The organism is Pantoea cypripedii (assembly GCF_002095535.1).
Classification (GTDB): Bacteria; Pseudomonadota; Gammaproteobacteria; order Enterobacterales; family Enterobacteriaceae; genus Pantoea; species Pantoea cypripedii.
Genome location: NZ_MLJI01000001.1, coordinates 2,470,584 through 2,494,845 on the forward strand (window position 1 = coordinate 2,470,584; position 24,262 = coordinate 2,494,845).

Below are 24,262 nucleotides of genomic sequence, written 5' to 3' on the forward strand. Positions count from 1 at the left end.
CGGACGCCTTTATCCAAAGCACTCGTTCTGCCGCCGTTGGCAAAACAAATGCGTAATGTCATTCAGGATATTGCAAAGGCTGTGCCAGGAAGGTGAAGGGCGGCATTTCAGGCAGTTAAGTGTCTAAGCCCTTTTTTCGTTCAGCGGTGCGCACTGCATTGACGCAAAATACGCACATTGTTTGTGCAGCTAACTCTAATGGGTTATGTCTTTAACGTGGCGGCGACCGCGAGGATCGCCTGAGCGATTTCAAGAATGCGTTTGTTCTGGTTCATGGCGCTTTTACGCAGCGTCTGCCACGCGTCCTGCTCATTGTAGCCATGCTGTTGCATCAACCACCCCTTGGCCTGATCGATGATTTTGCGCTCATCCAGCGAGGCACGCATGCTGGCCAGTTCATCGGCCTGCGTTTGTAAACGCTGCGCCTGCTCACGGATCAGCGACAGCACCGAACGTCCCAACTGGGGGGCCAGGCCATTGCTATCCAGCGTGATATCCTGCCCCGCCAGCCAGTTAGCCCCTGCCACATATAAAGTGAAACCGGCCTCATCTGCCAGCGCAGGCGCGTGGGTATCGTGCTGCTCGCTGGCGGTGATGGCACGCCGGCAGCAGCTCATCAACATGGCGCTCAGACCATCTTCTATCTGTTTCATTTGATCGAGACGTGCGGTGAGCAGCCGGAACCATTGCAGTACCCCGTTCTCGCCACAATGCGCGCCGGTACAGGCGATACGTCGCAGACGTTCAATGTCACTTCCCGCATCCGCCATGGTGCGCCAGCGTTGCAGGTTGTAGGCATCGGCAAACTGACTGAAGGTGGCGAAGCTTTGCTCCTGGGCTTCTATCAATGCCTGCAACCGCTGCCGCTGCTGGTCGCTAAAATGTCCGGCGGCAAAACCTGCTGACCCGGTGGCACGTTCCTGCCCGGCCAACTCTTTCCCCTGCATAAAGCTGAACAGCGCGATCAGCGCGCGTGAAATATCCGGCTCGCTGGCGGTATCCGCCGCTTCAAACACCAGATTGAGTAAGGTACGGATAATGTGGTTGAACGCGTCCATCGCCTGCGCATGCGCCAGTTGCTGGCTTTGTACCTGCAACCGCAGTGCGGGTAATCCTTCCAGCGCCTGTAAACCCGCCGCGATAAGCAGGCAGAAGCGGCTATAGCCTGGTTGCGCATCTGCCGGTGGCAGCACGGCGAGCATGAGTTGCTGACCGCGCTGGACATCCAACGCGCGCGCTTCCAGCTCATCACCAAATAAACGCCCGTCTGAACACAACCAGATGTTGCTGACGCCTCTTTCACGTTGCAACAGATGAATTAACTCACTGATTGCAGTGATTAATTCACCAGTACGCAGCAGCCGTTGCAGGCTGGCAATTTCGCTCGCGCGGCTGGCCTGCAAATAATCCACAGCCTGAGTCATCGCATTCTCCTGGCAAATAACCTTTTCGACTAAAAGACTTAGCAAAAGCCATGCCGGAACTGAAGTTGCAACGGGCCGAATCAGGGGCGGATATTCTGAAAGTAAGAAAATTGTTTACTGCCGCAATCTTTTTTTACAACAGAAAATAGATTAATCTTATTTACCGTTTATTTTTGGTCCTGACAGGCATCAATAGCGCTTACGCTGGCCTGAGCGCCGAATAGCACCAAATAAGTTAAATTGGCTTAACTATCCCCACGCGCACAGTTTTTTTATCACCCAACGATCGTCCCGTTTTCCCCGTTAGCACGGGATTTCATACGGTGCAATGGTTTGAATTCTCAAAAGTCTTAGGTAGACTGACGGGAGCACTATCTTTCTGTAATCTGTCTGTTTTTTTGATGGCTTTCTCACTGCATAATCCGACCTCCTGCGTCCGTTAACCGGCACTCAGGACTCCCCATTATGTAGTTAATCTGATGAAATTTGAGGATCATGGTGAATAAGAGTCTTGTGCTAACACTGCTGGCGGTGCTCACTCTGGCGAGTTGTAAAGCGCCACCGCCGCCAGTGACAGATGACACCCTGGTAACCAGTGAAGTGAATGGGGTTAAACTGGTTCATCGTCATGCGGTGGCAGCACCTGACGAGTTCACGCCGGTCAATGAGAGCTTTCGTGCCTTATATGGCGCATCCATCATGACTACACCCGACTATAGCGGCAAAGTGGTGCGTTACCTGGAAACCGGTAAAACCTTTGAAGTTTTAGGTCGGGTTGAGCATAGCTGGCTGGCGATTGCAGATGAAGCGCAGGGTCAGCTGATTGGCTACGTGCCGCCGAAAGCGGGCGTCGAAAGCAGCCGTTATGATGCCACCGTGCGCAGCGACCGTCCCCGTCCCCGCCGCAGCAAACAGGTCTGTGTAGACGTGGGGGGTGCCAGCAAGGCATGCCGCACCAACGATACCGCGACCTGGATCTTAGACTGAACATGAAATCCGGCGCATATTGCCCGCAGAAGGCTGACTCTCTGCGGGCAGAGAGTTTCACTATTGCCTGGAAGAACACGATTTAATGACTCAGGACGCTCCTGCACGTGATGCGAACGTCGCGGGCAATGATAACCTTTTATTGACTGCCGCAGCCCCAATCCTCAATGCCGTCGTTCAGATTCGGCAGGCCGCTACGCATGACGATCCTGCCGGGCTGCGTCAGCTACTCATCGATGAAGTCCGCCAGTTCGAAAACCGCTGTAAACAAGCCGGTTTACCGTTTGAGATGATTATTGGCGCCCGCTATTGCCTGTGTAGCCTGCTGGATGAAGCCGCTGCGCAAACGCCGTGGGGCACCCGTGGTGTCTGGTCCGGTAATGGCATGCTGGTGACTTTCCATAATGAAAGCTGGGGCGGCGAAAAGGTCTTTCAACTGCTGTCACGCATTTCACAAAACCCGGAACAACATCTGTGGCTGCTGGAAGTGATCCACTATTGTCTGCTGCTGGGGTACGAAGGCCGCTATCGCGGCAGTGAGAACGGCCCTGCGCAGTGCGAAATCATCCGTAAACGCCTGGCGCATTTGATTGCCGAAACCCGTCCGGATAACGCTGCCGCCATGGCTCGCCTGGTGGAGGTCCATCCGCTGGTGAGCAGCTTATCCCGTCCAATGGTGCCGCTGTGGGCCTGCGTCACACTGGCGGCCCTGGTGGCCTGCCTGATCTACAGTGGCCTGAACTGGCGTCTGGGCAACGCCGCAGAACCCTTGCTGCGCGCCATCTATCAAACACCGTTACCGCAAATTACGCCAGGACGCCGCCCGACCTCCCCCCAGGCACTGCTTGACCTGCATCAGCGCCTTAACGATGTGATCGCCGCCGGGCAACTGGAAGTCAGCGATGGTGCATTTGGGAGCAAGGTGATCATCCCCGCCGATAAGCTGTTTGCCGCCGACGGTACGGTCGTCAATCAGGTGGGACGCGCCCTGCTGGCCCACGTCGCCAGTGCAATGAAATCAGTGAAAGGTACGGTGCTGGTCTCGGTGTATACCGATGACAGCGCGGTGGATGGACGCTTCGCCTCCAGCTATGAATTCTCCTTTGCCCGCGCGCGCGCTGTGGCGCAGCTGCTCAATCCGCAGCTGGCTGAGGGGCACAACGTCAAAGCCGAAGGACGAGGCGACAGCAATCCCCTGCTGCCCAACGACAGCAATGAAAACCGCGCCCGCAACCGCCGGGTGGAAATCACCCTATTCGCGGCACCGGAAACCCTCAGCAATCATCAGGGAGGCCAGTGATGCGCGCATCACTTCAGCATTTATTAACCCACCGCCTGCTGTGGAGCTTTATTGGTGTCAGCGCGCTGAGTTGCGTGCTGTGGATACTCGGTCCGCTGTGGAGCTGGGGCGATACCCGCCCGCTCGAACCAGTGTGGCCACGCCAGCTGGTGGTAGGTTTCCTCTATTTTTTCTGGGTTCTGTTCCAGTTTATCCCGGCAATCTGGCGGGGGTGGTTTAACAGTAAACTCCTCACCCGTCTGCAACAGGACAGCAGTGAAGAGTTAAGCGATCGCCAGGCAACCGAAACCTTACTGACACAACGTTTCAGTGAAGCCGCACAGCGCCTGAAGCGCACCCAGTTTGGCCGACGTCCACAGCAAAGCTGGCTGGCACGATTTCAGAGCCACTATCTCTATCAGTTACCCTGGTATGTGATCATTGGCGCTCCAGGAGCCGGTAAGACCACCGCCCTGCTCAATGCCGGGCTGGATTTTCCCCTTACCGATAGCCTTGGCAACGCGGCAATCCGTGGTGTTGGCGGAACACGCCATTGCGACTGGTGGTTTACCGACAGCGCGGTACTGATCGACACCGCCGGTCGCTATGCGTTACAGGAGAGTCAGCGCGCACGCGACGCCAGCGAATGGCAAAACTTTATCCATTTGCTGAAACGCTATCGCACCCGTCAGCCGATTAACGGCGTCATCATTACCATTAGCGTGGCCGATCTGCTGACCGACTCAGCCGAAGCGCGCCATGCTCAGGCCACCGCGCTGCGCCAGCGGATGGTCGAGCTGCATCAGCAAACCGGCATTCATTTCCCGGTGTATGTGATGGTGACGAAAACCGATCTACTGAAAGGTTTTCTCAGCTTTTACGGGGCGCTGACTAAGCAACAGCGCGATGCCGTCTGGGGTTTCACCTTTCCGTGGGATCCAGGTAAACCGCACAAGGACAGCTGGCATCGCAGCTTCAATCAGCATTTCCACCTGCTGGAACAGCGTCTGCAACAGCAGCTGGCGGGGGTGATGGCGCAGGATCGCGATCTGACACAACGTGCCGACAGTTTCCTTTTCCCGCAGGAATTCAGCTCTCTGCGACCGCTGCTGAGCGAATATCTCGATGTGGTGTTTTCCGGCCATCAGGATGCGGTAGCCTGGTCTGCACGCGGGTTGTTTTTTACCAGCGGTACCCAGGAAGGCCTCCCTTTTGACCGCATCATGGGTGAGTTAAACCGTAAATTACAGCTGCCGCTGGCTGGGCAGCACACCATTGCGGCCTGGGATAGTGTCAATCGCAGCAGCCCGATTCCCGGTACCAAAGGACAAAGCTTTTTTATCCGTAATCTGCTGAGTGATTTGGTATTTCGTGAAAGCGGATTGGCCGGGAGTAACCGCCATTGGGAGTATCGCAACCGGTTGTTTCACTGGATTGGCTACGGTGCCCTCACGGGTGCCCTGCTGCTGCTTTCCTGTCTGTGGCTGGCAAGTTATCTCCAGAATCAGCGCTATCTCGACCAGGTCGCCGCTCGCATCGAGCCCATTACCCGCCAGAGCCAGCAGGTGATTCATCAGCCCGCTGATAATATTTTTGATCTGCTACCCTTCTTAAATAACCTGGTTAAATTGCCGCTTTCGGACCGCTTTTCCCTCGACAATCCACCGCTTACCATGCGTGTCGGCTTGTATCGCGGTAATCAGGTGAGTGACGCGGCATGGGTGCTTTATCAAAACGCCTTAAAGTCTTTATTGTTGCCTCGCGTGGCACAGCAAATTACCAATCTGCTGCGTGACGATCCCGGCACCGACAATGAATACAGCCGCAACGCCTTGCGGGCCTATCAAATGTTGTATCAGCCTCGCAATTATGACGGTGAGTTTCTGCGCGGCTGGCTGATGCAAAACCTGCAACGTTCTCTGCCCGCTAATGTCAGCGCTCGCGATTTACAACAACTGGACTGGCATCTCAGCCAGCTGCTGGATCAGCAGATTCAGTCTTCGCCTTATGCCAGCGACAATGCGTTGATGATGCGTAAGCTTGCGGAAAATCTGAAAAATGCAGGTCAGAATGGCAATACGCTGACGCTCGCGCCGTTAAAGGCTGCACAGCGATTGACCGGACGCAGTGAGTAATGGTGAGGTAACGATGGCGACCTATATCGCCCCAGGCTGGTACGGGAAATTGCCTTCAACCGGTGATTTCCTGCGTCAGCGTCTCAGTGAAAATACCGTGACATCCTGGAGCCATTGGTTTCAACAGGGATTGCTGCACGGGCAACCGGATAATGATGCCAGCACCCAGCATTTTCTTGCGGCACCGGTGTGGAATTTTGTTTTGCCGATTTCGCCACTGCGCCAGCAAGTGCAAATGGGTTGCCTGCTGCCCTCGTGCGATCGTGTCGGTCGCGCCTGGCCGTTGCTGGCATTGCACCATTTTCCACTCAACCAGTGGCATCCAGCGCAGCTGGCGATTTCCGGCGAGTGGTTCCAGGAACTGGGCGCGACACTGTGGCACGCAGTGCGTGAAGCACAGACAGCAGAGCAACTGGAACAGGCGATACAGCAGGTTTCACCTTTGCTGGTGCCGGAAAAACGTCGCTCGGACATCATGGATGTCATCGGTTTTGACGATCTGCCCAGCACGCTGAGCTGGCGTGAAGTGGCAGACCAGTTTGATCCCCAGCAGCATATCAGCTACTGGTGGAGTAATCGCAGTGACGGTTTTGCTCACGCCACGCATAAACACAGTGGCCCGCTCACCGCGCAGCTTTTTTCGTTATTGTTTAACCCGGCGTCTGGTGCGCAGCCGGGACGTAACGGTCTTTATCCGCCGATGTTCGAATAAGGCCGCGACGTTTGCCCTCTGAAAACGGGAAGACTCATGGAATTTACCATTGTGCAATGCAATACGGATGTGCCGGCAAAAACGGTGGCGTTTAAGCCCCCCGGCGGCACCATCGGCCGTAGCCAGGATAATGACCTGGTGCTGCCGGATGAATCGCGGGCCATTTCGCGCCTGCAGGCACTGGTACATCTGTCGCCAGAAGGCGAATGCCGTCTGACCAATCAGGGAAGTGTCACCTCGGTGATGTTGAATGGTGCGGCACTACCCCGTGGCGCGCAGGCGGTCCTGCAGCATGGCGACACGCTTAAGATTGGCGATTATGGCCTGGAGGTCCGCGATCCGGTGCGTACCTCCACGCAAAAAGATGATCCACTGGCGTTGTTTGCTGCCAGCGAAAGCGACCCCCTCGGCATGCTGGATGGCCTGCATATTCCTGCTGAGAATGTTATCTCCGAACCCCTGGTAACACGCTCTGAACGCCACAGCGATGCCCGCCTGGGTATCGATCCACAGAGCGATTCCTCCGCCCTGCCTGCCATCATGTCCGGCAGCGACCAGGATAAACTGATTACGGCTTTGCTGGAGGGAATGGGGCTGAATAACGGCCATCAGACGCCGATAAATGAAGACCAAATGCGGGTCACTGGCCGCATGCTGAGTCTGTTCTCGCAGGGAACCGTGGCGCTGCTCTCCTCGCGCTCGATTCTCAAGCGCGGCGTAAAAGCTGACATGACGATGATCCTCAATGAGGCCAATAACCCATTCAAGATCCTGCCCTCCGGTAAAACCGTGTTGATGCAGATGTACCAGAGCCAGATGCCGGGCTTTATGCCACCGGAAACGGCGGTACGTGATGCGCTGGTGGATTTACAGGCGCATCAGCTCGGGATGATCGCCGGGATTCGCGCCATCATTGCGGCGATGCTGCAATCGTTCAATCCGCAACGGCTGGAAGAACAGGCACGGCGCGATGGTGCCATGCCGAAAATGCCGTTTTCCAATACCCGCAAAGCCGCGCTGTGGGACCATTTTTCCCGTCATTATCAGCGCACCGCCGGTGAGATTGAAGATGACTTCCATACCCTGTTCGGCGAAGCCTTTCTTCATGCCTACGACATGGAAGTCAATCAATACAAGGACTCACAAACGCGGACCGAAGACGCATGAAGATGATGTTTGCCAGTCGCTGCCAGCAGGGTATGCGCGATGAAAATCAGGATCGCACCGGTGCGAAACTTGACGAGCATAAAGCCTGTTTTCTGGTCTGTGATGGCGTCGCGGGTTTACCCGGTGGTGACATGGCGGCACAGCTGGTGCGTGACACGCTGCTGGGTGCATTGCAGGACAATGATGACTTCACCCCGGAAGTCACCTGTGAAGCGGTGAAACTTTGCCAGCGCGTGTTGCTGGACGCGCAGGGAAAGAATCCGAATTTTTCCCGCATGAGTACCACGCTCGCCGCCCTGTTTATTGACCGGGAAAAACAATGCGCGTGGTGGGCGCACGCGGGTGACAGCCGGGTTTATCACTTCCGTCACGGTACGCTGCACCAGGTCACTCGCGACCACAGTCTTGCCCAGCAGTTACGCGAAGCTGGCTATGAAAATACCGGCATTAACAGTAATTTACTCTATAATGCGCTGGGCGTTGAACCGGCGAAACCCGCCACATTTAGCGATGTGATTGCGCTGGAGGATGGCGACGCATTTCTTGTCTGCACCGACGGATTTTGGCTCAACCTGACCACCGAAGAAATGGAACAGGCACTGCGCATGGTGAATGCCTGCGAAGAGTGGCTGGCATTGATGGAACAAGCCGTTAACCGCAGCGTAAAAAGCGACAATCTGAGTGCTCTGGCGATTTGGATTGGCGAGCCACAGGAAGCAACGCTGCTTTATTCCCAGGCTGATGCGGCACGTTTTCTGCCGTCACGTTATTGATGCAAGGATTCATATGAAATTGTGGTTGCCGGGCTTAGCGACCTTGCTGCTTACCCTGAATGCACAGGCAGAAGATTATCGGGTGGTGTACTCGCCGAGCCTCTCACTGGAAGTGTATATCGATGACGTGGCCAGTAATGCGCCGAACGACTGGTGTAAAGAGACGCTGCCGCTGCGCATTGTCTCGGGGAAAAGCACCGACTCCAGCGTGCTCACCAGTTTCCTGCCACGCGTCGGGACGTTACTGGCGAATCAGTGCGGCACGCTTGATGTCATTCCGTGGCAAATGACCGATAAAGACGGCAGCGTACTGGCGAACGGCAGTGCCACTAAATTGCAGAACTGGCGACCGATTGTGCTGAATGACGCCACGGCCAGTGCCAGCAACGATAATGCCGCACCGCTTGATTTATCGCGTCCTGCGGACAGCACACCATTGCAGCAATTTGCGCTACCCGGTGGCTGCCATTTCCGGACGTCATGGGATGAGAAAGGGGAATCGTTATTTGTCCCGGAGAGTCCCCAGCAGCATTGCTCCAGTGAAGGCTGGCTGGAAGGTGCAAGCGAACTCACGCTGATGAGTGCCGGACAGACCCGCAAGCAGTCAGTTAATTTTTATCAGGGTTATCCCATCGCCGATCTCAACCTGAGCGCGACAGCATTGCAGGTGGTGGCCGTGAATAACCAGCGCATGATCGTGGCGCGTCCTGATGCTAATGACAGTTGGTTGGTGTTGCCATTTGATGCACAACAGCACCTTTGGCGTTTTACCGGGACTTTACTGATCAAAATGGATAAGACCGCTGGACAGGATAGCGATGCCGTTAAAAAGCGGGTTGATACCTTACGTGGCGTTTGGACGCCACAGTTTATGCCACAGCAAAAAGTGACTGTGTTACTGATTGACACCCTGCATGCGGATCTCGCCGATCCCGCGATTGGTGCCTGGCGTAACATTAATTAATTAGCGGTCGTTGCCCATGTCATCGCGATGGCCGGGCGCTACAGGACGTGTTCAGAGAGTTCACTATGTCGGCAAACGATAATCAGAAAGTACCCAACGCCCTGCCTGCGGGTTACCGGTTCAATGAGTTTGAAATCAAGGATGTGATTGGCGGCGGTGGTTTCGGCATTGTTTACCGTGCCTGGGATCACCAGCTGGAGCGCACTATCGCCATCAAAGAATATATGCCGGTTTCACTGGCCGTTCGTGCTGCTGATCTGTCGCTGGAGCTGCGCGGCGAGCGCTTTCAGAAGCTGTTCAACGCCGGTCGCAACAGCTTTATACAGGAAGCCCGTCTGCTGGCACGTTTTAATCATCCCGGCCTACTGCACGTATTGCGTTTCTGGGAAGAGAACGGCACCGCCTACATGGGGACGCTCTACTACAGCGGCATGACGCTGAAAGAGTGGCAGCTGACCAGCCCGGAAAGCGTCAACGAAGCCTGGATACGTCGCCTGCTGCCGCCGCTGTTTGGCGCCATCAATACTATTCATCAGGCGGGCTACCTGCATCGTGATATCTCACTGGATAATATCCAGATTCAGGAAAACCAGCTGCCCGTGCTGCTGGATTTCGGCTCCGCGCGCAAAGAGATTGGCAACCTGTCCGATGAAACCGAGATTATGCTGAAGCCCGGTTTTGCGCCCATTGAACAATACAGCGAAGAAGGTGAAGGCGAACAGGGTCCCTGGACCGACATCTACGCGCTGGGCGCGGTACTGCATAATCTGATTACCGGCTATGCGCCACCGGTTTCCGTGGTGCGCTGCATTGAAGACAACTATCAGCCGCTGGTAGAACGCAAACCGGCAGGCTATTCGCTGCCCCTGCTGCATGCCATCGACTGCGCGCTGGCGATGAAACCCACTGACCGGCCACAAACCATTGATGCTTTCGCCAGCCTGATCGACTTACCGGTCAGCGATGTCGAAGCGCTGGTAGCCCGCTATACCAGCGTCAGCGAAACGCCAGCGGAACCTGAACCGGCGATCATCATTCCTGAACCCCAGATCATGGGGGTTAACCATGCGGCTGCGGCCATTGAACCGGTCACCCCACGCAATGTGCGACGTTTATCACCTGGCCTGCTGGCAGTCGCTGCCGTTGCGCTGCTGGCGGTGATCGTTGCCGTCTGGAAAGTGAATCATCGTGAAGTGGCAGTGCCATTAGCGAACTCAGGCGCGCCTGCGGCCGCAGAAGCCAGCAAAGCCGTTAGCGGCACACCGATGCTGGCAACCCTCTATCTGCGTTTGCAGAGCGGCGAGAATATCGTGCTGAATGGGAAAGCGCAGAATGTGAAGCCTGCCAGCAACGGATTTGCGTCACTGAGTGTGCCGGCAGGCCAGTACCGTATTGAAGTGCACAGTGGCAGCCAGGTTCACAGCCAGACGCTGACCATTGATAAACCTGGCACCTGGCTGATTAATCCCGGTAATTAAGAGGATAAGCGCGCTGTATGCTGTTGCAGCGCCCGGACCTGGCTGGCAAGCACCGTTAACCCTTCTTCCTGCATACCGCGTTTTGCCAGTTCCTGCTCCAGCGCGAAAAGATATTGCGCGTTGGTGCCCAGCGGGCCGCTGGCCTGGGCAATTAACGGGGCGATAGTTCCGGGGCAGGAGTCGGCTTCAAACAGCGGATGGCGCGGGTCCATAATAAACACCAGCGCGGATACGCTGCGGCCATCGTCCAGCTTCAGCTCACACCAGGTGGGCAGATAGCATCCGGTGATCATTTCACGCTTCCACAGCAATTCCAGCTCTTCATGCAGACGCGCTTCCGGCAGGCGAAACGCCAGGCCACTGGTGCTACCGCCCTCTTTCAGCGCCAGCATGCGGCCAGGGTGCGATGCGGTACCGCGTCCGGCCGTGAGCCGCAGACAGAAAGCACGATGCCAGCCATCAAGATGACCTGACGCCACTTCTTCCGACTCAAAAACCGGGTTCCACATTAGCGAGCCGTAACCGAAAATCCACACCGGACTTTGGTCAGGCCGACAGGCAAGCGTGGCAGCGAGAGAAGCGGCACGTTGCTCACAGCTCCACAGCAGCGTGTCATCAATATCGCCGAATGATGTTTTACAATCCGCTTTTAATAAGAATTCCCGGGTTAGCAATGCGACCTCCTCAACTCCCCTGACATCCTGTCGATTTGGCTCCGCTGAAACTGATTTCATGACCTTTGGCTAGCACAAAGCTGCCTGTTAAGAAGACATTAATGCATTTGTCACAATTTTTTCAAGGTTGATGCCGATCACAAAGGGTAAATTGCCCGTAAATAGCATCGGCTGCCTGGCATGATACTTGAGGTGAGAAAGTCGAATGGGTTGAGAAGTGTGAAGCGGGCCGCAAAGACCCGCACAGATTAGTGTTTGGGATGCCATTTATTGTCGTCGCCCTTCTGGTAATCTTTTTTCACTGCTGCCCAGGCGACCTTATGTGCCACTTTCTCACGCGAATCATTGCCGCGCCGATCGTCTTCATCCTTGTACTCTTCCCAGGCGCTGTTAAACGCTTTCTGATAGATGCTTTGCGCGTGCGCTGGCAGCACGTGGCGGACGCTGTCAGGCAGTTGACGTGTTGATGAATAAGGCATAGTTCCTCCCCTGCGAACACACCTTATAAGTCTGGAACAGATAAATAAAAACGCAAACCGTCACTTTAACCTTATAAAAAGAAAAATATGGTTATAACATCGATTTTTTGTCATTAACCGAAATTAAATAGTAAAAATTCACCATAATCATCTTTATTTATTTACCATTAACACCATGAAAATATTGGCGTAAATAGAGATAACCTTACTTTTTACCCATGTTTGGCATGATTTTATAAAAAGTAAAAACGCGTAAAGATACAACACCAAAGTGGCTGAAAAGTTACACTGCGCATCGCAGTAAAACCACGTATATTTATCAGGCACTGACTGCCTGATTTTGTTCTTTTTTCCGGAGAGGATGGTGAATGGCTGCACATGAGAAAACCCGACATTCTGAGTATTCCCTGATTTTCCCGATTGTCGCCCTGGCAGTATTGAGCTTTTTTGGCGGGCAAACCAACCTGCTGGCCGTAGTAGGCATTAACTTGCTGGCACTGGTCGCTATTCTGAGCAGCGCATTCAGCGTGGTCCGTCATGCTGACGTGCTGGCCCACCGGCTGGGTGAACCCTATGGCTCGCTGATCCTCAGCTTGTCGGTGGTGATTCTGGAGGTCAGCCTGATCTCCGCGCTGATGGCAACCGGCGATGCCGCACCCGCACTGATGCGCGATACGCTTTACTCCATCATTATGATTGTGACCGCAGGCCTGGTCGGCTTTGCGCTGCTGCTCGGCGGACGTAAATTCGCTACCCAGTACGTCAATCTGGTTGGCGTTAAGCAGTATCTGATCGCCATTTTTCCGCTGGCGATTCTGGTATTGGTGTTCCCCAATGCGTTACCCGGCGGCAATTTCTCCACTGCCCAGGCGTTGCTGATTGCGGCAATTTCCGCGGCGATGTATGGCGTTTTTCTGTTGATTCAGACCAAAACGCACCAGAATTTGTTTGTTTATGAGCACGAAGATGAGAGCGATGATGGCGACCCGCATCATGGCAAGCCGTCGGCACACAGTTCTGTCTGGCATACCGCCTGGCTGATTGTGCATCTGATTGCGGTAATCAGCGTGACCAAAATGAACGCCAACACGCTGGAACATCTGCTGACAGAATTGAATGCGCCGGAGCAATTTACCGGCTTCCTGGTGGCGTTACTGATTTTGTCACCGGAAGGACTCGGTGCGATCAAAGCGGTGCTGATGAACCAGGTACAACGCGCAATGAACCTGTTTTTCGGGTCCGTGCTGGCGACAATTTCCCTGACGGTACCCGCGGTGACCATTATCGCTACGCTGACGGGCCAGCAGCTGGTGTTCGGTCTGGAGCCGCCACATATGGTGATGATGAGCGCCGTGTTAATCCTGTGCCATATTTCGTTTTCCACCGGGCGTACCAATGTACTTAACGGTGCGGCCCACCTGGCTCTGTTTGTCGGCTATCTGATGACGATTATGCTGTAACCGAACGCGCAATAAAAAAGGCGTCTCGCGACGCCTTTTTCTCCCTCAACCGGCAAATTAATTGCTGGTATCCAGTTCCGGGAAGCTTTTTACCAGATCATCAATGGCTTTCATCTGTACCAGGAAAGGTTCCAGTTTGTCGAGCGGCAGCGCTGACGGACCATCACATTTGGCGCTGTTCGGCTCCGGATGCGCTTCGATAAACAGACCGGCAATACCCACTGCCATGCCCGCACGCGCCAGTTCACCGACCTGCGCACGACGTCCACCTGATGCCGCACCGAACGGGTCACGGGTTTGCAGCGCATGGGTAACGTCGAAAATCACCGGGCTGTTGTTGGTGACTTTCTTCATGACGTTGAAACCGAGCATATCCACGACAAGGTTGTCATAGCCGAAATTGCTGCCACGGTCGCACAGAATGACTTTATCGTTGCCGCCTTCGGCAAATTTATCCACGATGTTGCCCATCTGACCCGGACTGACAAACTGCGGTTTCTTCACGTTAATCACCGCACCGGTTTTCGCCATCGCTTCAACCAGGTCAGTCTGACGTGCCAGGAACGCTGGCAGCTGAATCACGTCCACCACATCAGCAACGGGCTGTGCCTGCGCCGCTTCATGCACGTCAGTAATGATTTTCACGCCAAACGCCTGTTTCAGCTCCTGAAAAATCTTCATGCCTTCTTCCAGACCCGGACCACGATAGGAATGGATTGAAGAACGGTTGGCTTTATCAAAAGAGGCTTTGAACACGTAAGGGATGCCGAGTTTATCGGTTACTTTCACGTAGTGTTCGCAGATACGCATGGCGAGGTCGCGCGACTCCAGCACGTTCATGCCGCCAAACAGAACAAACGGCAGATCGTTTGCGACCTTGATATCACCAATACTGACTACTTTCTGTGTCATGCCCTTTCCTTATTCAGAGGTACGCTTAGTGCAGCGTGACCTGTTTTTGTTCAATTGCGTGGATCTGCACCCGAATCATTTCGCTCACCGGGTCTTCCGGACACTGCTCAACAAAGTAAGTAAGATCGTTCAGCGCGATATGTTCACATTCCAGCTGAGCGTAGATCAAACCCCGATCGCGGATTTCATACGGGTCATCCGGATCGATTTGCAACAGCACCTGGCTGACATTCAGCGCCAGCTCCATCTTCTTCTCTTCCATCAGCGCCGCTTTCAGCGTATCGAGCATTTTGCGCATCACGCTGACGGTTTTCGCTTCGTCGAGATCGTCCTGATAGAGCTTCGCTGTCGGGCTGATATTGCCCTTCAGCCACACTTCCAGCGTATGGGTATCAAGGGTTTCACCGTTAAACGGATTGATCAGCCACATTTCGCCATCCAGCCAGTCCGCACGCAGAATCATCTGCGTCGGGAAAATTACCGGCATCAGCGGCAACTCCAGCTCCTCAGCGATATGCAGCAGGATCACGCCCAGTGACACTGCCGTGCCCTGGCGGCTTTTCAGCACCTTATCGATCCATAACGCATCCGATAAATTGTAGACGCCACTGGCACCACCAAATCCCCACTGGCGATAAAACAGCTCCAGCAACTTTTCCAGTTGCAGGTCGGCATCCGTTGCACTGCTGACATAAACGCGCGCTTCTTCAACCAACGCAGCCAGCTGAAGCTCAACGGATTGAGCAGAAAAATCTTCGCGGATGGCGCAGGTTGCGCCAATAACCGCTTCACTTAACGGTGTTTGACTGTAATCAAGTTGCTCTGGCGAGGTCATACTATCCCCAATAACGGCACTTTGGTCATCGCCAGCTTATACACGACCAGCAACGCCACGATAGCCAGCAAACAGGCAATCCAGTGGATACTCATCTTGCGTGGGCGACGACTTAGTGCCACGGAACCTAAGGCGATGTAGATAATAACCCCTATCAGCTTCTCCGTCAGCCAGCTTCCTTGTGGTGAGAACGGGTAAAAGTGCGTAATCATGACCAACAGCACGCCGCTCAACAGTAAAAAGGTGTCGTTTACATGTGGCGCAATACGCACCCAGCGACGGTTCAACTGCCCGGAACCGGTACAAAGCCAGTAGAAACGCAGCAAGAACAGGCTAATGGTGATGACCACCGTCAGCAGGTGGAAATGTTTGATCAGTGGATACCAGGTAACCATCTTGCTTCCTTAATCAGAGAAATTGTCCAAGCGTCACACGCGGATTACCGCCGTAATCGTTTACGGTGTTCACCCCTTGATAGCCGTGCTGTACCAGCAAGGTACGCACTGCCTCACCCTGCTGCCAGCCATGCTCCAGCACAAGCCAGCCGCCCGGCAAAAGCCAGTCCGGTGCCGATGCGATAATGACCCGAAGATCCGCCAGTCCGGCATCATCGGCTACCAACGCGCTGAGGGGTTCAAAACGTACATCCCCTTGCTGCAGATGTTCATCGGCGGCATCAATATAGGGAGGATTGCTGACAATCAGGTCAAAACGTTGTGAGGGGAGATCGCTGAACCAGTGGCTGAGGAAAAACGTTGCGTTGGCAATATGCAGACGCTGCGCATTGTCCTGCGCCAGTGCCACGGCAGCGGCAACACGATCGCTGCCGATAACCTGGCAATCCGGTCGCTCACTGGCCAGCGCCAGCGCGATCGCACCGGTACCGGTGCCCAGGTCAAGTATGTTTGCGGCAGCAGCAGGCAGATGGGCCAGCGCCTGCTCCACCAGCACTTCGGTATCAGGACGCGGGATCAGGGTGACGTCACTGACGCGTAACGGCAGCGACCAGAATTCGCGTTCACCCACCAGATGCGCCACTGGCTCACCCCTTGCACGACGTGCCAGCAGGGCATCGAGTTGCTGTAGCTGGGTGTCATCAAGCTGCGCATCATCAAACGCCACCAGCCAGCTGCGGGATTTGCCCGTGACAAACGCCAGCAGAATTTCTGCATCGCGTTTTGGGCTATCGCCACCACTGAGCGTGGTGACGGCCTGCCGGAGCCAATGACGGATGTCCATTAATCCTGTCCAGCCAGCGCCGCCAGCTGATCGGCCTGATATTCCTGCACAATCGGTTCAATCAGGGTATCCAGCTTACCTTCCATGGTTTCGTCCAGACGATAAAGCGTCAGGTTGATGCGGTGGTCGGTCACCCTGCCCTGCGGGAAGTTATAGGTGCGGATACGGTCGGAGCGATCACCACTGCCCAGCAGATTGCGACGCGTTGAGGCTTCAGCTTCGTGGCGTTTCGCCATTTCAGCGGCATGAATGCGCGCACCCAATACGGCCAGCGCTTTCGCTTTGTTTTTATGCTGCGAACGCTCGTCCTGACACTCCACCACAATACCAGTCGGCAGGTGGGTAATGCGGATAGCAGAATCGGTGGTGTTAACGTGCTGCCCACCGGCACCGGAGGAGCGGAAAGTATCAATTTTCAGGTCGCCTGGATTGATTTCCGGCAGTTCGGCTTCCGGCAACTCAGGCATCACCGCCACGGTGCAGGCTGAGGTGTGGATACGGCCCTGCGACTCCGTTTCCGGAACGCGCTGCACGCGATGCCCACCCGACTCAAACTTAAAGCGCCCATAAGCGCCATCGCCAATGACGCGGGCGATAACTTCTTTATAACCGCCGTGCTCGCCGTCATTGCTGCTGACAATTTCTACCTGCCAGCGACGCGCTTCCGCGTAACGGCTATACATACGGAACAGGTCCCCGGCAAAAATCGCCGCTTCATCACCGCCGGTGCCGGCACGGACTTCCACGAAGCAGGGACGCTCGTCGTCAGGATCCTTCGGCAGCAGCAATACCTGCAACTGCTGCTCCAGTATTTCGCGTTTTTCGCGTGAGGTTTTCAGTTCTTCCTGCGCCATGTCGCGCATTTCAGGATCGTCGAGCAACATCTCAGCCGTCTCAACATCTTCCTGTACCTGCTGCCATTCACGGAAACAACGGGTCACGTCAGACAGCTGTGCATATTCGCGTGACAGCGCACGGAAACGGTCCTGATCGGCAATCACGCCAGCATCGCCCAGCATCGCTTCCACTTCTTCGTGACGTTCCTGGAGCGCTTGCAGCTTGGCAACAATAGAGGTCTTCATGTAATTGAGGGTATCCCGTAAAAGGACGTAACAGCCTAATCGAGACCGAGGCTGTCACGTAAGATCTGCAGGCGTTCGCTGTCGCCATCGCGCGCGGCCTGCTGTAGTGATTTGGTTGGAGCGTGAATTAAACGGTTGGTCAGCTTGTGTGCCAACTCCTGCAATACTTTTTCCGCATCCGCGCCCTGACGCAACGCTGCCAGCGCGCGCTCCTGCAATTCTGCGCGGACATCATCAGCCTGGGTACGGTACTCGCGAATGGTTTCAACGGCACTTTGCGCGCGCAGCCAGGCCATAAATTCGCCACTTTCCTGCACCACAATGCTTTCGGCCTGCACGGCGGCGGCTTTACGCTGCGCCATATTCTGCTCAATAATGGCCTGCAGGTCATCCACGCTGTAGAGATAGGCATTGGCGAGTTTGCCCACTTCTGGCTCGACATCGCGCGGTACCGCAATATCCACCAGCAGCATCGGCTGATTACGACGCGCTTTTAATGCGCGTTCTACCATCCCTTTGCCGATAATGGGCAACGGGCTGGCAGTGGAAGAAATAATAATATCGGCATCGGCGAGACGCGAATCAATATCCGCCAGACCAATCACTTCGGCCCCGACTTCATCGGCCAGCAGCTGAGCGCGCTCCCGCGTACGGTTGGCGATCATCAGTTTTTGCACATGGTGTTCGCGCAAGTGGCGCGCCACCAGCTCGATGGTTTCACCGGCACCAACCAGCAACACATTGACGGTGCTGAGCGATTCAAAGATTTGACGTGCCAGGGAACAGGCGGCAAAAGCGACGGAAACCGCGCTGGCACCGATTTCGGTTTCGGTACGGACGCGTTTGGCGACAGAGAAGGTCTTCTGGAACATGCGCTCCAGTTCGCTGGTCAACGCATGACCGCGCTGGGAATCGGCGAAGGCTTTTTTCACCTGGCCCAGAATCTGCGGCTCGCCCAGCACCAGTGAGTCCAGCCCGCTGGCGACGCGCATCAGATGGCTGACGGCGGCGTTATCCTGATGCCAGTAGAGACTTTTGCGCACATCTTCTTCACGCAGCTGGTGATAATCACACAACCAGCGCACCAGCTTCTCCTGCAAATCAGTCTGCTGCTCTACGCTGAGGTAGAGCTCAGTACGATTACAGGTGGAAAGCACCACACCACTTTGCACCATCGGCTGGGACAGCAGGCTGCTAAGTGCCTGATCCAGCGTATCCGGCGTGAACGATACACGTTCGCGCAGTGCAACAGGTGCGGTTTTATGGTTGATTCCGAGAGCAAGCAGCGTCATGGTGATTCTGGTGGGATATCCCAGGTATTGTCATGGTTTTGTGAAGGGCATTCTACAAGATGCCTTGGATCAAGAAAAGCCATACAAAGGCTATGACTGTAATAAGATTAAACTGATCGTGCGCAATAATCCGTACATCAGCATTGACGGCTTAGATGCGGATGGTTAGCGTTACCGGTTACGAAATAAAAACGTGTCTGAGGAGATGACCACGTGATGCACATGCCCCCGCGCAAGCTGTTGCGCCTTTTACCCCTTGCCAGCGTGCTGCTGGCTGCCTGTAGCATCAACAAGCCGCAGCAGGGCCCTGGTCCCAGCACCACCTCACCACAGTGGCAACAACATCAGCAGACAGTGGCGAAAATCAGCCATTATGAAACCCGTGGTGCGTTCGCTTACATCTCTGATCGCCAGAAAGTGTATGCCCGCTTCAACTGGCAACAAACCGCCGCTGACCGCTATCGCCTGCTGCTGACCAACCCGCTGGGCAGCACCGAGTTGCAGCTGGATGCGCAAGGTTCAGTCGTGCAAATCGTCGATAACAAAGGCAAGCGCTATGTCAGCAATGATGCTGAGAAAATGATCTCCCAGCTGACCGGCATGGATATTCCGCTCGCGAATCTGCGTCAGTGGATGATGGGCTTGCCTGGCGATGCCAGCGACTATCAGCTGAACGACCAATATCAGTTGCAGAGCCTGAATTACAGCCGTAACGGCCAGCAGTGGAAAGTCACGATTTCTGATTATGACAGCAAAGTCACCCCACCGCTGCCAGCCAATCTGGAATTGAGCGAAGGTGGTCAGCGTATCAAACTGCGTATGGATAGCTGGACCGTACAATGATCACCACCTGGCCTGCTCCGGCGAAGCTGAATTTATTTCTTTACATCACTGGCCGTCGTCCGGACGGCTATCATAATCTGCAAACCCTGTTTCAGTTCCTTGATTACGGCGATACGCTGACCATCACCCCTGACAGCAGCGGTGATATTCATTTGCTGACGCCACTCGACGACGTACCGGACGAGGAAAACCTGATTGTGCGGGCTGCACGGGCGTTAATGCAGGCGGCAAGCCTGCGCGGCACCCTGCCACCGCAGGCCGGTGCGCAGATCAGCCTGGAAAAGCGTTTGCCGATGGGTGGCGGGCTGGGTGGCGGCTCATCAGATGCCGCGACGGTGCTGGTGGCGCTGAATCATCTGTGGCAAACCGGGTTGAGTGTCGATGAGCTGGCGACCCTTGGCGTGCGGCTGGGTGCCGATGTGCCGGTGTTTGTCCGCGGGCAGGCCGCCTTTGCCGAAGGCGTGGGTGAACAATTGCAGCCCGCCGCCCCGGCGGAAAAATGGTATCTGGTGGCCCATCCGGGCGTCAGTATCGCTACGCCGCAAATCTTTGGTGATCCTGAGCTGACGAGAGATTCACCAACCCGCTCACTTGATGAACTTTTGCAGCTCCCTTTCCACAATGATTGTGAGTCTGTGGCAAGAAAACGTTTTCGTGAGGTTGATGAGCTGGTTTCCTGGCTGCTAGAATACGCGCCGTCGCGCCTGACTGGGACTGGAGCTTGTGTGTTTGCTGAATTTAACACCGAATCCGCCGCTCGTCAGGTGCTGGAGCTTGCCCCGGGATGGATACGAGGATTTGTGGCGCGCGGGCTAAATATCTCGCCGTTGCAGCGTACTCTTTCCGGGATTTAAGCGTATGCGTGACTGTGTCACCCCTGTTCCAGACACAGCACGCGACGCATCAACACACCTGTCTGAACACGTTTTGCGGTATTCGCCGGTTATCGCAGCGTTGTTCATTCGCTGGACGCAAAGCCTGAGGTTCTTCTCGTGCCTGATATGAAGCTATTTGCTGGTAACGCCACCCCGGAACTAGCACAACGTATTGCCAACCGCCTTTACACCAGCCTCGGAGACGCCGCTGTCGGTCGTTTCAGCGATGGTGAAGTGAGTGTACAGATTAACGAAAATGTACGCGGTGGTGATATTTTCATCATCCAGTCCACCTGTGCCCCCACCAACGATAATCTGATGGAGCTGGTTGTGATGGTCGACGCGTTGCGTCGGGCTTCTGCTGGTCGTATTACTGCCGTTATCCCCTACTTTGGCTATGCCCGTCAGGACCGCCGTGTGCGCTCCGCGCGTGTGCCGATCACTGCGAAAGTGGTTGCGGATTTCCTTTCCAGCGTGGGTGTTGACCGTGTTCTGACGGTGGATCTGCACGCCGAGCAGATTCAGGGCTTCTTTGATGTCCCGGTTGACAACGTGTTTGGCAGCCCAATCCTGCTGGAAGATATGCTGCAAATTGGTCTGGAAAACCCGATTGTGGTTTCCCCGGATATTGGTGGTGTGGTTCGCGCCCGTGCGATTGCCAAACTGCTCAACGACACCGACATGGCTATCATTGATAAACGTCGCCCGCGTGCCAACGTTTCTCAGGTGATGCACATTATTGGTGACGTCGCTGGCCGAGACTGTGTACTGGTCGACGATATGATCGACACCGGCGGTACGCTGTGTAAAGCAGCTGAGGCGCTGAAGGAGCGCGGTGCTAAGCGTGTGTTCGCTTACGCCACACACCCGATTTTCTCTGGCAACGCAGTGGAAAACCTGCGCAAATCGGTGATCGATCAGGTTATCGTTTGTGACACCATCCCACTGTCTGACGAGATGAAATCTCTGCCGAACGTGCGTACCCTGACGCTGTCCGGCATGCTGGCCGAGGCGATTCGTCGTATCAGCAACGAAGAATCCATCTCCGCCATGTTCGAACATTGATCGATTGTTCGAATGAAACCGGGCCACGCGCCCGGTTTTATTTCTCTCGCCCTGCTATCGCGTCATCTACCGACTAAGCCGCTCCTGCCGCAGATACTTGCGCGATAAATTTCGTTAAAATTCGCTATTCTCGTTGCCATTCACTGTTTTCTGCCAACACTGACATCCGGACTTTAGCGCTCCCATGTTTAGTGGTATTTTTCACCACACTTTTTTTGAGAACTCCGACCACTATGGCTCTCGACATTTACACACTTTTTGTTTGTGAGCTCTATGTACTGGGGTTTTTAAGCATCATTCTGGTCTTCGCCTGGGTCGGTTCACAATATGATCGCGTGCTGGGCTTCACCTCGCTGACCCTGACGTTAACCTTACTGGCGGTGTTTCTGAGCAGCCTGCGCGCCGCAGGATTGCACTTTCTGCCGGTTGCGGTCGGAAATGTGGTCATGATGCTGGCCTATGGCAGTTTGCTGAATGCCTTCCGCGTGTTCGATAACAAGCCACTGGGATTGAGCTGGCTGGCCGGTGCCCTGCTGTGGGCGATTCTGTGTTGCTTCCCCGCCTTTTATTACAGCCTGCCCAAACGCGTGCTGGTGGTTTGTCTGCTATGTATCATTTACACCGCAGCCTTAATTCAGTTGCTTTGGCGCGCCCGCGCTACATTGACGGTGACATTCTGGCCTGCGCAAACTCTGTTGTGGATTCATCTGTTGTTCCACGTCGCACGTATTTTTCTTGATGATGCCGTGGCGACGCCGGTACATGGGGCGATTGGTGGTTCCAGCTTTTCCGTCTACGTGATTCTTGAATCCATTCTGTTCGTGATTGGTCTGGCCTTTACGATTCTGGCGATGGTGAATGAACGCACGCAAATTGCACATAAGCTGGCATCACTGCACGACCCGCTAACCAGCGTGTGGAATCGTCGGGCCTTGTTCGAGCAGGCAGAAAAGATCATTGCGCGCCGGTTACGTCAGCAACAGCCATTTACCGCGGTGTTGTTCGATCTGGATCACTTCAAAAGCATCAATGACCGTTATGGTCATCAGCAAGGTGATCGGGTGCTCATCGATTTTTGTCAGGTTGCGCAGGCGTTATTACCGGAAGATGGTAAGTTTGCCCGTCTGGGGGGAGAGGAATTTGCCGCCATCCTGCCCGGCGGCAGCGAACAGGCGCAAACGGTATGCGAACGCATCCGGGTGGCGACTCAGCTGTCGCAACCGGATGATATTAGTTACACCGTCAGCATTGGTTTTGCCACTTCCTGTCAGGAAGATAAACATTTCCCGGCATTGCTGGCACTGGCCGATGAAGCACTCTACCGCGCAAAAGCCACAGGCCGTAACCGCACCGAACAGTATCTGGCGCAGTTACAGCCGTTTAATCAGGCTACGCTGGTGTAGCGTTAAGAATGATGGGTATTGCGGCGGCAACGTTTATCGCCGTAATGCCGCAACCAGAAATAACGGTCTTCCACTTTTTCGCGTCCGCTGACGCGTGCGCCAACCAGCCACAGCAGCGCACCGATAAAGATGCTGAACATTGCGCCATGCGCCAGAAATTGCGGCAGATTCAGCGAAGGAATTTGATTAATGATCGAATATCCGACACCGAGTACCATGGTGAGTAAGCCGAGACACATCAGGCCGTTACCCATATAGCGAGTGTGATGACGTTTCATGGTTTACCTCCTTCCTTATGAGCAAAGCTAAGAACAGCACATAACGTTAACTGACCATAAGTTTAGGCAATACCAGGCGGTTAAGATGCGTACAGGATCACACATCTTTCACAATTCTGACAAAACTTTACCGCTTATCGGATTGATTTCGATAGAAAATGATAAATAACGAAGCGTCACTATTCTTCAGCCTCGCCCTTTGTCATCTCCTCAGGCACGCAGTAAACTATCGCCCTTTCGTGATCGAGACAGGATAACCATCGTGAGCAGCATTAAACTGATTGTCGGACTGGCGAATCCCGGCGCCGAATATGCCGCCACGCGCCATAACGCTGGCGCCTGGTATGTGGATCTGCTGGCAGAGCGCTACAATCAGTCTCTGAAAGACGAACCCAAATTCTTTGGCTATACCGCCCGGCTGGCGCTGGCGGGAGAAGATGTGCGCCTGCTGGTACCGACCACTTTTATGAACCTGAGTGGCAAAGCGGTGGCAGCGATGGCGACCTTTTACCGTATTGCGCCGGAAGAGATTCTGGTCGCGCATGATGAGCTGGATTTGCCGCCCGGCATCGCAAAATTTAAGCAGGGTGGCGGCCACGGCGGCCACAACGGACTGAAAGACATCATCAGCAAACTGGGAAATAACAATAATTTTCACCGTTTGCGTGTCGGTATTGGCCACCCTGGAGATCGCAATAAAGTGACCGGGTTTGTGCTGGGTAAACCGCCAGCCAGTGAGCAGAAATTGATTGATGATGCCATTGACGAAGCGGTGCGTTGCACTGAACTCTGGCTGAAAGAAGACAAAATAAAGGCGATGAACCGCCTGCACGCTTTCAAAGCCGGTTAACGCCAATTCCCGCGCCGCACAGCAGCATTTCTGTGTATAATGCGCGAAATTTTTAG

General features: G+C 54.8%; 24 protein-coding genes. 14 read left to right on the top strand and 10 right to left on the bottom strand.

Annotation, left to right across the window (positions count from 1 at the left end; translation table 11 throughout):
- Positions 1–203: 203 nt before the first annotated feature.
- On the bottom strand, positions 204–1,424 hold the full coding sequence (locus HA50_RS11455) for a nitrate regulatory protein (RefSeq protein ID WP_084875467.1): 1,221 nt from the start codon (positions 1,422–1,424) through the stop codon (positions 204–206).
- A gap of 495 nt (positions 1,425–1,919) precedes the next feature.
- Between HA50_RS11455 and HA50_RS11460 the strand changes: the two genes are divergently transcribed.
- The 8 genes from HA50_RS11460 to HA50_RS11495 all read left to right on the top strand — a co-directional run bounded on the left by HA50_RS11460 (position 1,920) and on the right by HA50_RS11495 (position 10,919).
- Positions 1,920–2,411, top strand: coding sequence for an SH3 domain-containing protein (locus tag HA50_RS11460; RefSeq protein WP_244989071.1), 492 nt, complete (start codon positions 1,920–1,922; stop codon positions 2,409–2,411).
- A gap of 85 nt (positions 2,412–2,496) precedes the next feature.
- A complete protein-coding gene (gene icmH, locus HA50_RS11465) occupies positions 2,497–3,711 on the top strand; it encodes a type IVB secretion system protein IcmH/DotU (protein WP_084875470.1) in 1,215 nt (404 codons plus the stop codon).
- Positions 3,711–5,825, top strand: coding sequence for a type VI secretion system membrane subunit TssM (tssM, locus tag HA50_RS11470; RefSeq protein WP_084875473.1), 2,115 nt, complete (start codon positions 3,711–3,713; stop codon positions 5,823–5,825). Before icmH ends, tssM begins: the two co-directional genes overlap by 1 nt.
- Before the next feature lie 13 nt (positions 5,826–5,838).
- Positions 5,839–6,537 (top strand): type VI secretion system-associated protein TagF, encoded by a 699-nt coding sequence (tagF, locus tag HA50_RS11475; protein WP_084875476.1) that lies wholly within the window; start codon positions 5,839–5,841, stop codon positions 6,535–6,537.
- Positions 6,538–6,573: 36 nt separating this feature from the next.
- Positions 6,574–7,704: a type VI secretion system-associated FHA domain protein TagH gene (gene tagH, locus HA50_RS11480; RefSeq protein ID WP_084875479.1), complete on the top strand. Its 1,131-nt coding sequence runs from the start codon at positions 6,574–6,576 to the stop codon at positions 7,702–7,704.
- The gene (locus tag HA50_RS11485) at positions 7,701–8,477 is read left to right on the top strand and encodes a PP2C family protein-serine/threonine phosphatase (RefSeq protein WP_084875482.1); all 777 of its coding nucleotides are present in this window, start codon (positions 7,701–7,703) and stop codon (positions 8,475–8,477) included. Before tagH ends, HA50_RS11485 begins: the two co-directional genes overlap by 4 nt.
- A 13-nt stretch (positions 8,478–8,490) precedes the next feature.
- A complete protein-coding gene (locus HA50_RS11490) occupies positions 8,491–9,441 on the top strand; it encodes a hypothetical protein (RefSeq protein WP_084875485.1) in 951 nt (316 codons plus the stop codon).
- 65 nt (positions 9,442–9,506) lie between these two features.
- Entirely contained in the window at positions 9,507–10,919 is a 1,413-nt protein-coding gene (locus tag HA50_RS11495; RefSeq protein ID WP_084875487.1) for a serine/threonine protein kinase, read from the top strand.
- On the opposite strand, the gene HA50_RS11500 is transcribed toward HA50_RS11495, so the two are convergent.
- Both HA50_RS11500 and chaB read right to left on the bottom strand, forming a co-directional pair.
- The gene (locus HA50_RS11500; protein WP_167379246.1) at positions 10,916–11,593 is read right to left on the bottom strand and encodes a gamma-glutamylcyclotransferase; all 678 of its coding nucleotides are present in this window, start codon (positions 11,591–11,593) and stop codon (positions 10,916–10,918) included. The two genes, HA50_RS11495 and HA50_RS11500, sit on opposite strands and share 4 nt — an antisense overlap.
- Before the next feature lie 248 nt (positions 11,594–11,841).
- A complete protein-coding gene (gene chaB, locus HA50_RS11505; protein WP_084875493.1) occupies positions 11,842–12,072 on the bottom strand; it encodes a putative cation transport regulator ChaB in 231 nt (76 codons plus the stop codon).
- Positions 12,073–12,440: 368 nt separating this feature from the next.
- On the opposite strand from chaB, the gene chaA reads away from it, so the two are divergent.
- Positions 12,441–13,532 (top strand): sodium-potassium/proton antiporter ChaA, encoded by a 1,092-nt coding sequence (gene chaA, locus HA50_RS11510; RefSeq protein ID WP_084875495.1) that lies wholly within the window; start codon positions 12,441–12,443, stop codon positions 13,530–13,532.
- A gap of 57 nt (positions 13,533–13,589) precedes the next feature.
- On the opposite strand, the gene kdsA is transcribed toward chaA, so the two are convergent.
- Genes kdsA through hemA form a run of 6 tightly spaced genes read right to left on the bottom strand, consistent with a single transcriptional unit; the run spans position 13,590 to position 18,892 of the window.
- Positions 13,590–14,444 (bottom strand): 3-deoxy-8-phosphooctulonate synthase, encoded by an 855-nt coding sequence (gene kdsA / locus HA50_RS11515; protein WP_084875498.1) that lies wholly within the window; start codon positions 14,442–14,444, stop codon positions 13,590–13,592.
- Positions 14,445–14,469: 25 nt separating this feature from the next.
- Entirely contained in the window at positions 14,470–15,279 is an 810-nt protein-coding gene (gene sirB1 / locus HA50_RS11520) for an invasion regulator SirB1 (RefSeq protein WP_084875501.1), read from the bottom strand.
- On the bottom strand, positions 15,276–15,674 hold the full coding sequence (locus tag HA50_RS11525; protein ID WP_084875503.1) for a SirB2 family protein: 399 nt from the start codon (positions 15,672–15,674) through the stop codon (positions 15,276–15,278). The genes sirB1 and HA50_RS11525 overlap by 4 nt, the downstream gene beginning before the upstream one ends.
- Positions 15,675–15,687: 13 nt before the next feature.
- Positions 15,688–16,518 carry a peptide chain release factor N(5)-glutamine methyltransferase gene (gene prmC, locus HA50_RS11530; protein ID WP_084875506.1) on the bottom strand — a complete coding sequence of 277 codons (831 nt, stop codon included), beginning with the start codon at positions 16,516–16,518 and terminating at the stop codon, positions 15,688–15,690.
- Positions 16,518–17,600 (bottom strand): peptide chain release factor 1, encoded by a 1,083-nt coding sequence (gene prfA, locus HA50_RS11535; protein WP_084875509.1) that lies wholly within the window; start codon positions 17,598–17,600, stop codon positions 16,518–16,520. Before prfA ends, prmC begins: the two co-directional genes overlap by 1 nt.
- Positions 17,601–17,635: 35 nt before the next feature.
- Positions 17,636–18,892, bottom strand: coding sequence for a glutamyl-tRNA reductase (gene hemA, locus HA50_RS11540; RefSeq protein WP_084875511.1), 1,257 nt, complete (start codon positions 18,890–18,892; stop codon positions 17,636–17,638).
- 216 nt (positions 18,893–19,108) lie between these two features.
- Here hemA and lolB point away from each other — a divergent pair, with 216 nt between their 5' ends.
- The 4 genes from lolB to HA50_RS11560 all read left to right on the top strand — a co-directional run bounded on the left by lolB (position 19,109) and on the right by HA50_RS11560 (position 23,078).
- Positions 19,109–19,735 (top strand): lipoprotein insertase outer membrane protein LolB, encoded by a 627-nt coding sequence (gene lolB, locus HA50_RS11545; protein WP_084875514.1) that lies wholly within the window; start codon positions 19,109–19,111, stop codon positions 19,733–19,735.
- Entirely contained in the window at positions 19,732–20,589 is an 858-nt protein-coding gene (gene ispE, locus HA50_RS11550) for a 4-(cytidine 5'-diphospho)-2-C-methyl-D-erythritol kinase (RefSeq protein ID WP_084875516.1), read from the top strand. Before lolB ends, ispE begins: the two co-directional genes overlap by 4 nt.
- 138 nt (positions 20,590–20,727) lie before the next feature.
- A complete protein-coding gene (prs, locus tag HA50_RS11555) occupies positions 20,728–21,675 on the top strand; it encodes a ribose-phosphate diphosphokinase (protein ID WP_021182910.1) in 948 nt (315 codons plus the stop codon).
- A 233-nt stretch (positions 21,676–21,908) separates the two neighbouring features.
- Positions 21,909–23,078, top strand: coding sequence for a GGDEF domain-containing protein (locus HA50_RS11560; RefSeq protein WP_084875521.1), 1,170 nt, complete (start codon positions 21,909–21,911; stop codon positions 23,076–23,078).
- A gap of 2 nt (positions 23,079–23,080) precedes the next feature.
- On the opposite strand, the gene ychH is transcribed toward HA50_RS11560, so the two are convergent.
- Positions 23,081–23,356: a stress-induced protein YchH gene (gene ychH / locus HA50_RS11565; RefSeq protein WP_084875523.1), complete on the bottom strand. Its 276-nt coding sequence runs from the start codon at positions 23,354–23,356 to the stop codon at positions 23,081–23,083.
- 262 nt (positions 23,357–23,618) lie between these two features.
- Here ychH and pth point away from each other — a divergent pair, with 262 nt between their 5' ends.
- Positions 23,619–24,206, top strand: coding sequence for an aminoacyl-tRNA hydrolase (gene pth / locus HA50_RS11570; protein ID WP_084875526.1), 588 nt, complete (start codon positions 23,619–23,621; stop codon positions 24,204–24,206).
- Positions 24,207–24,262: the final 56 nt, after the last annotated feature.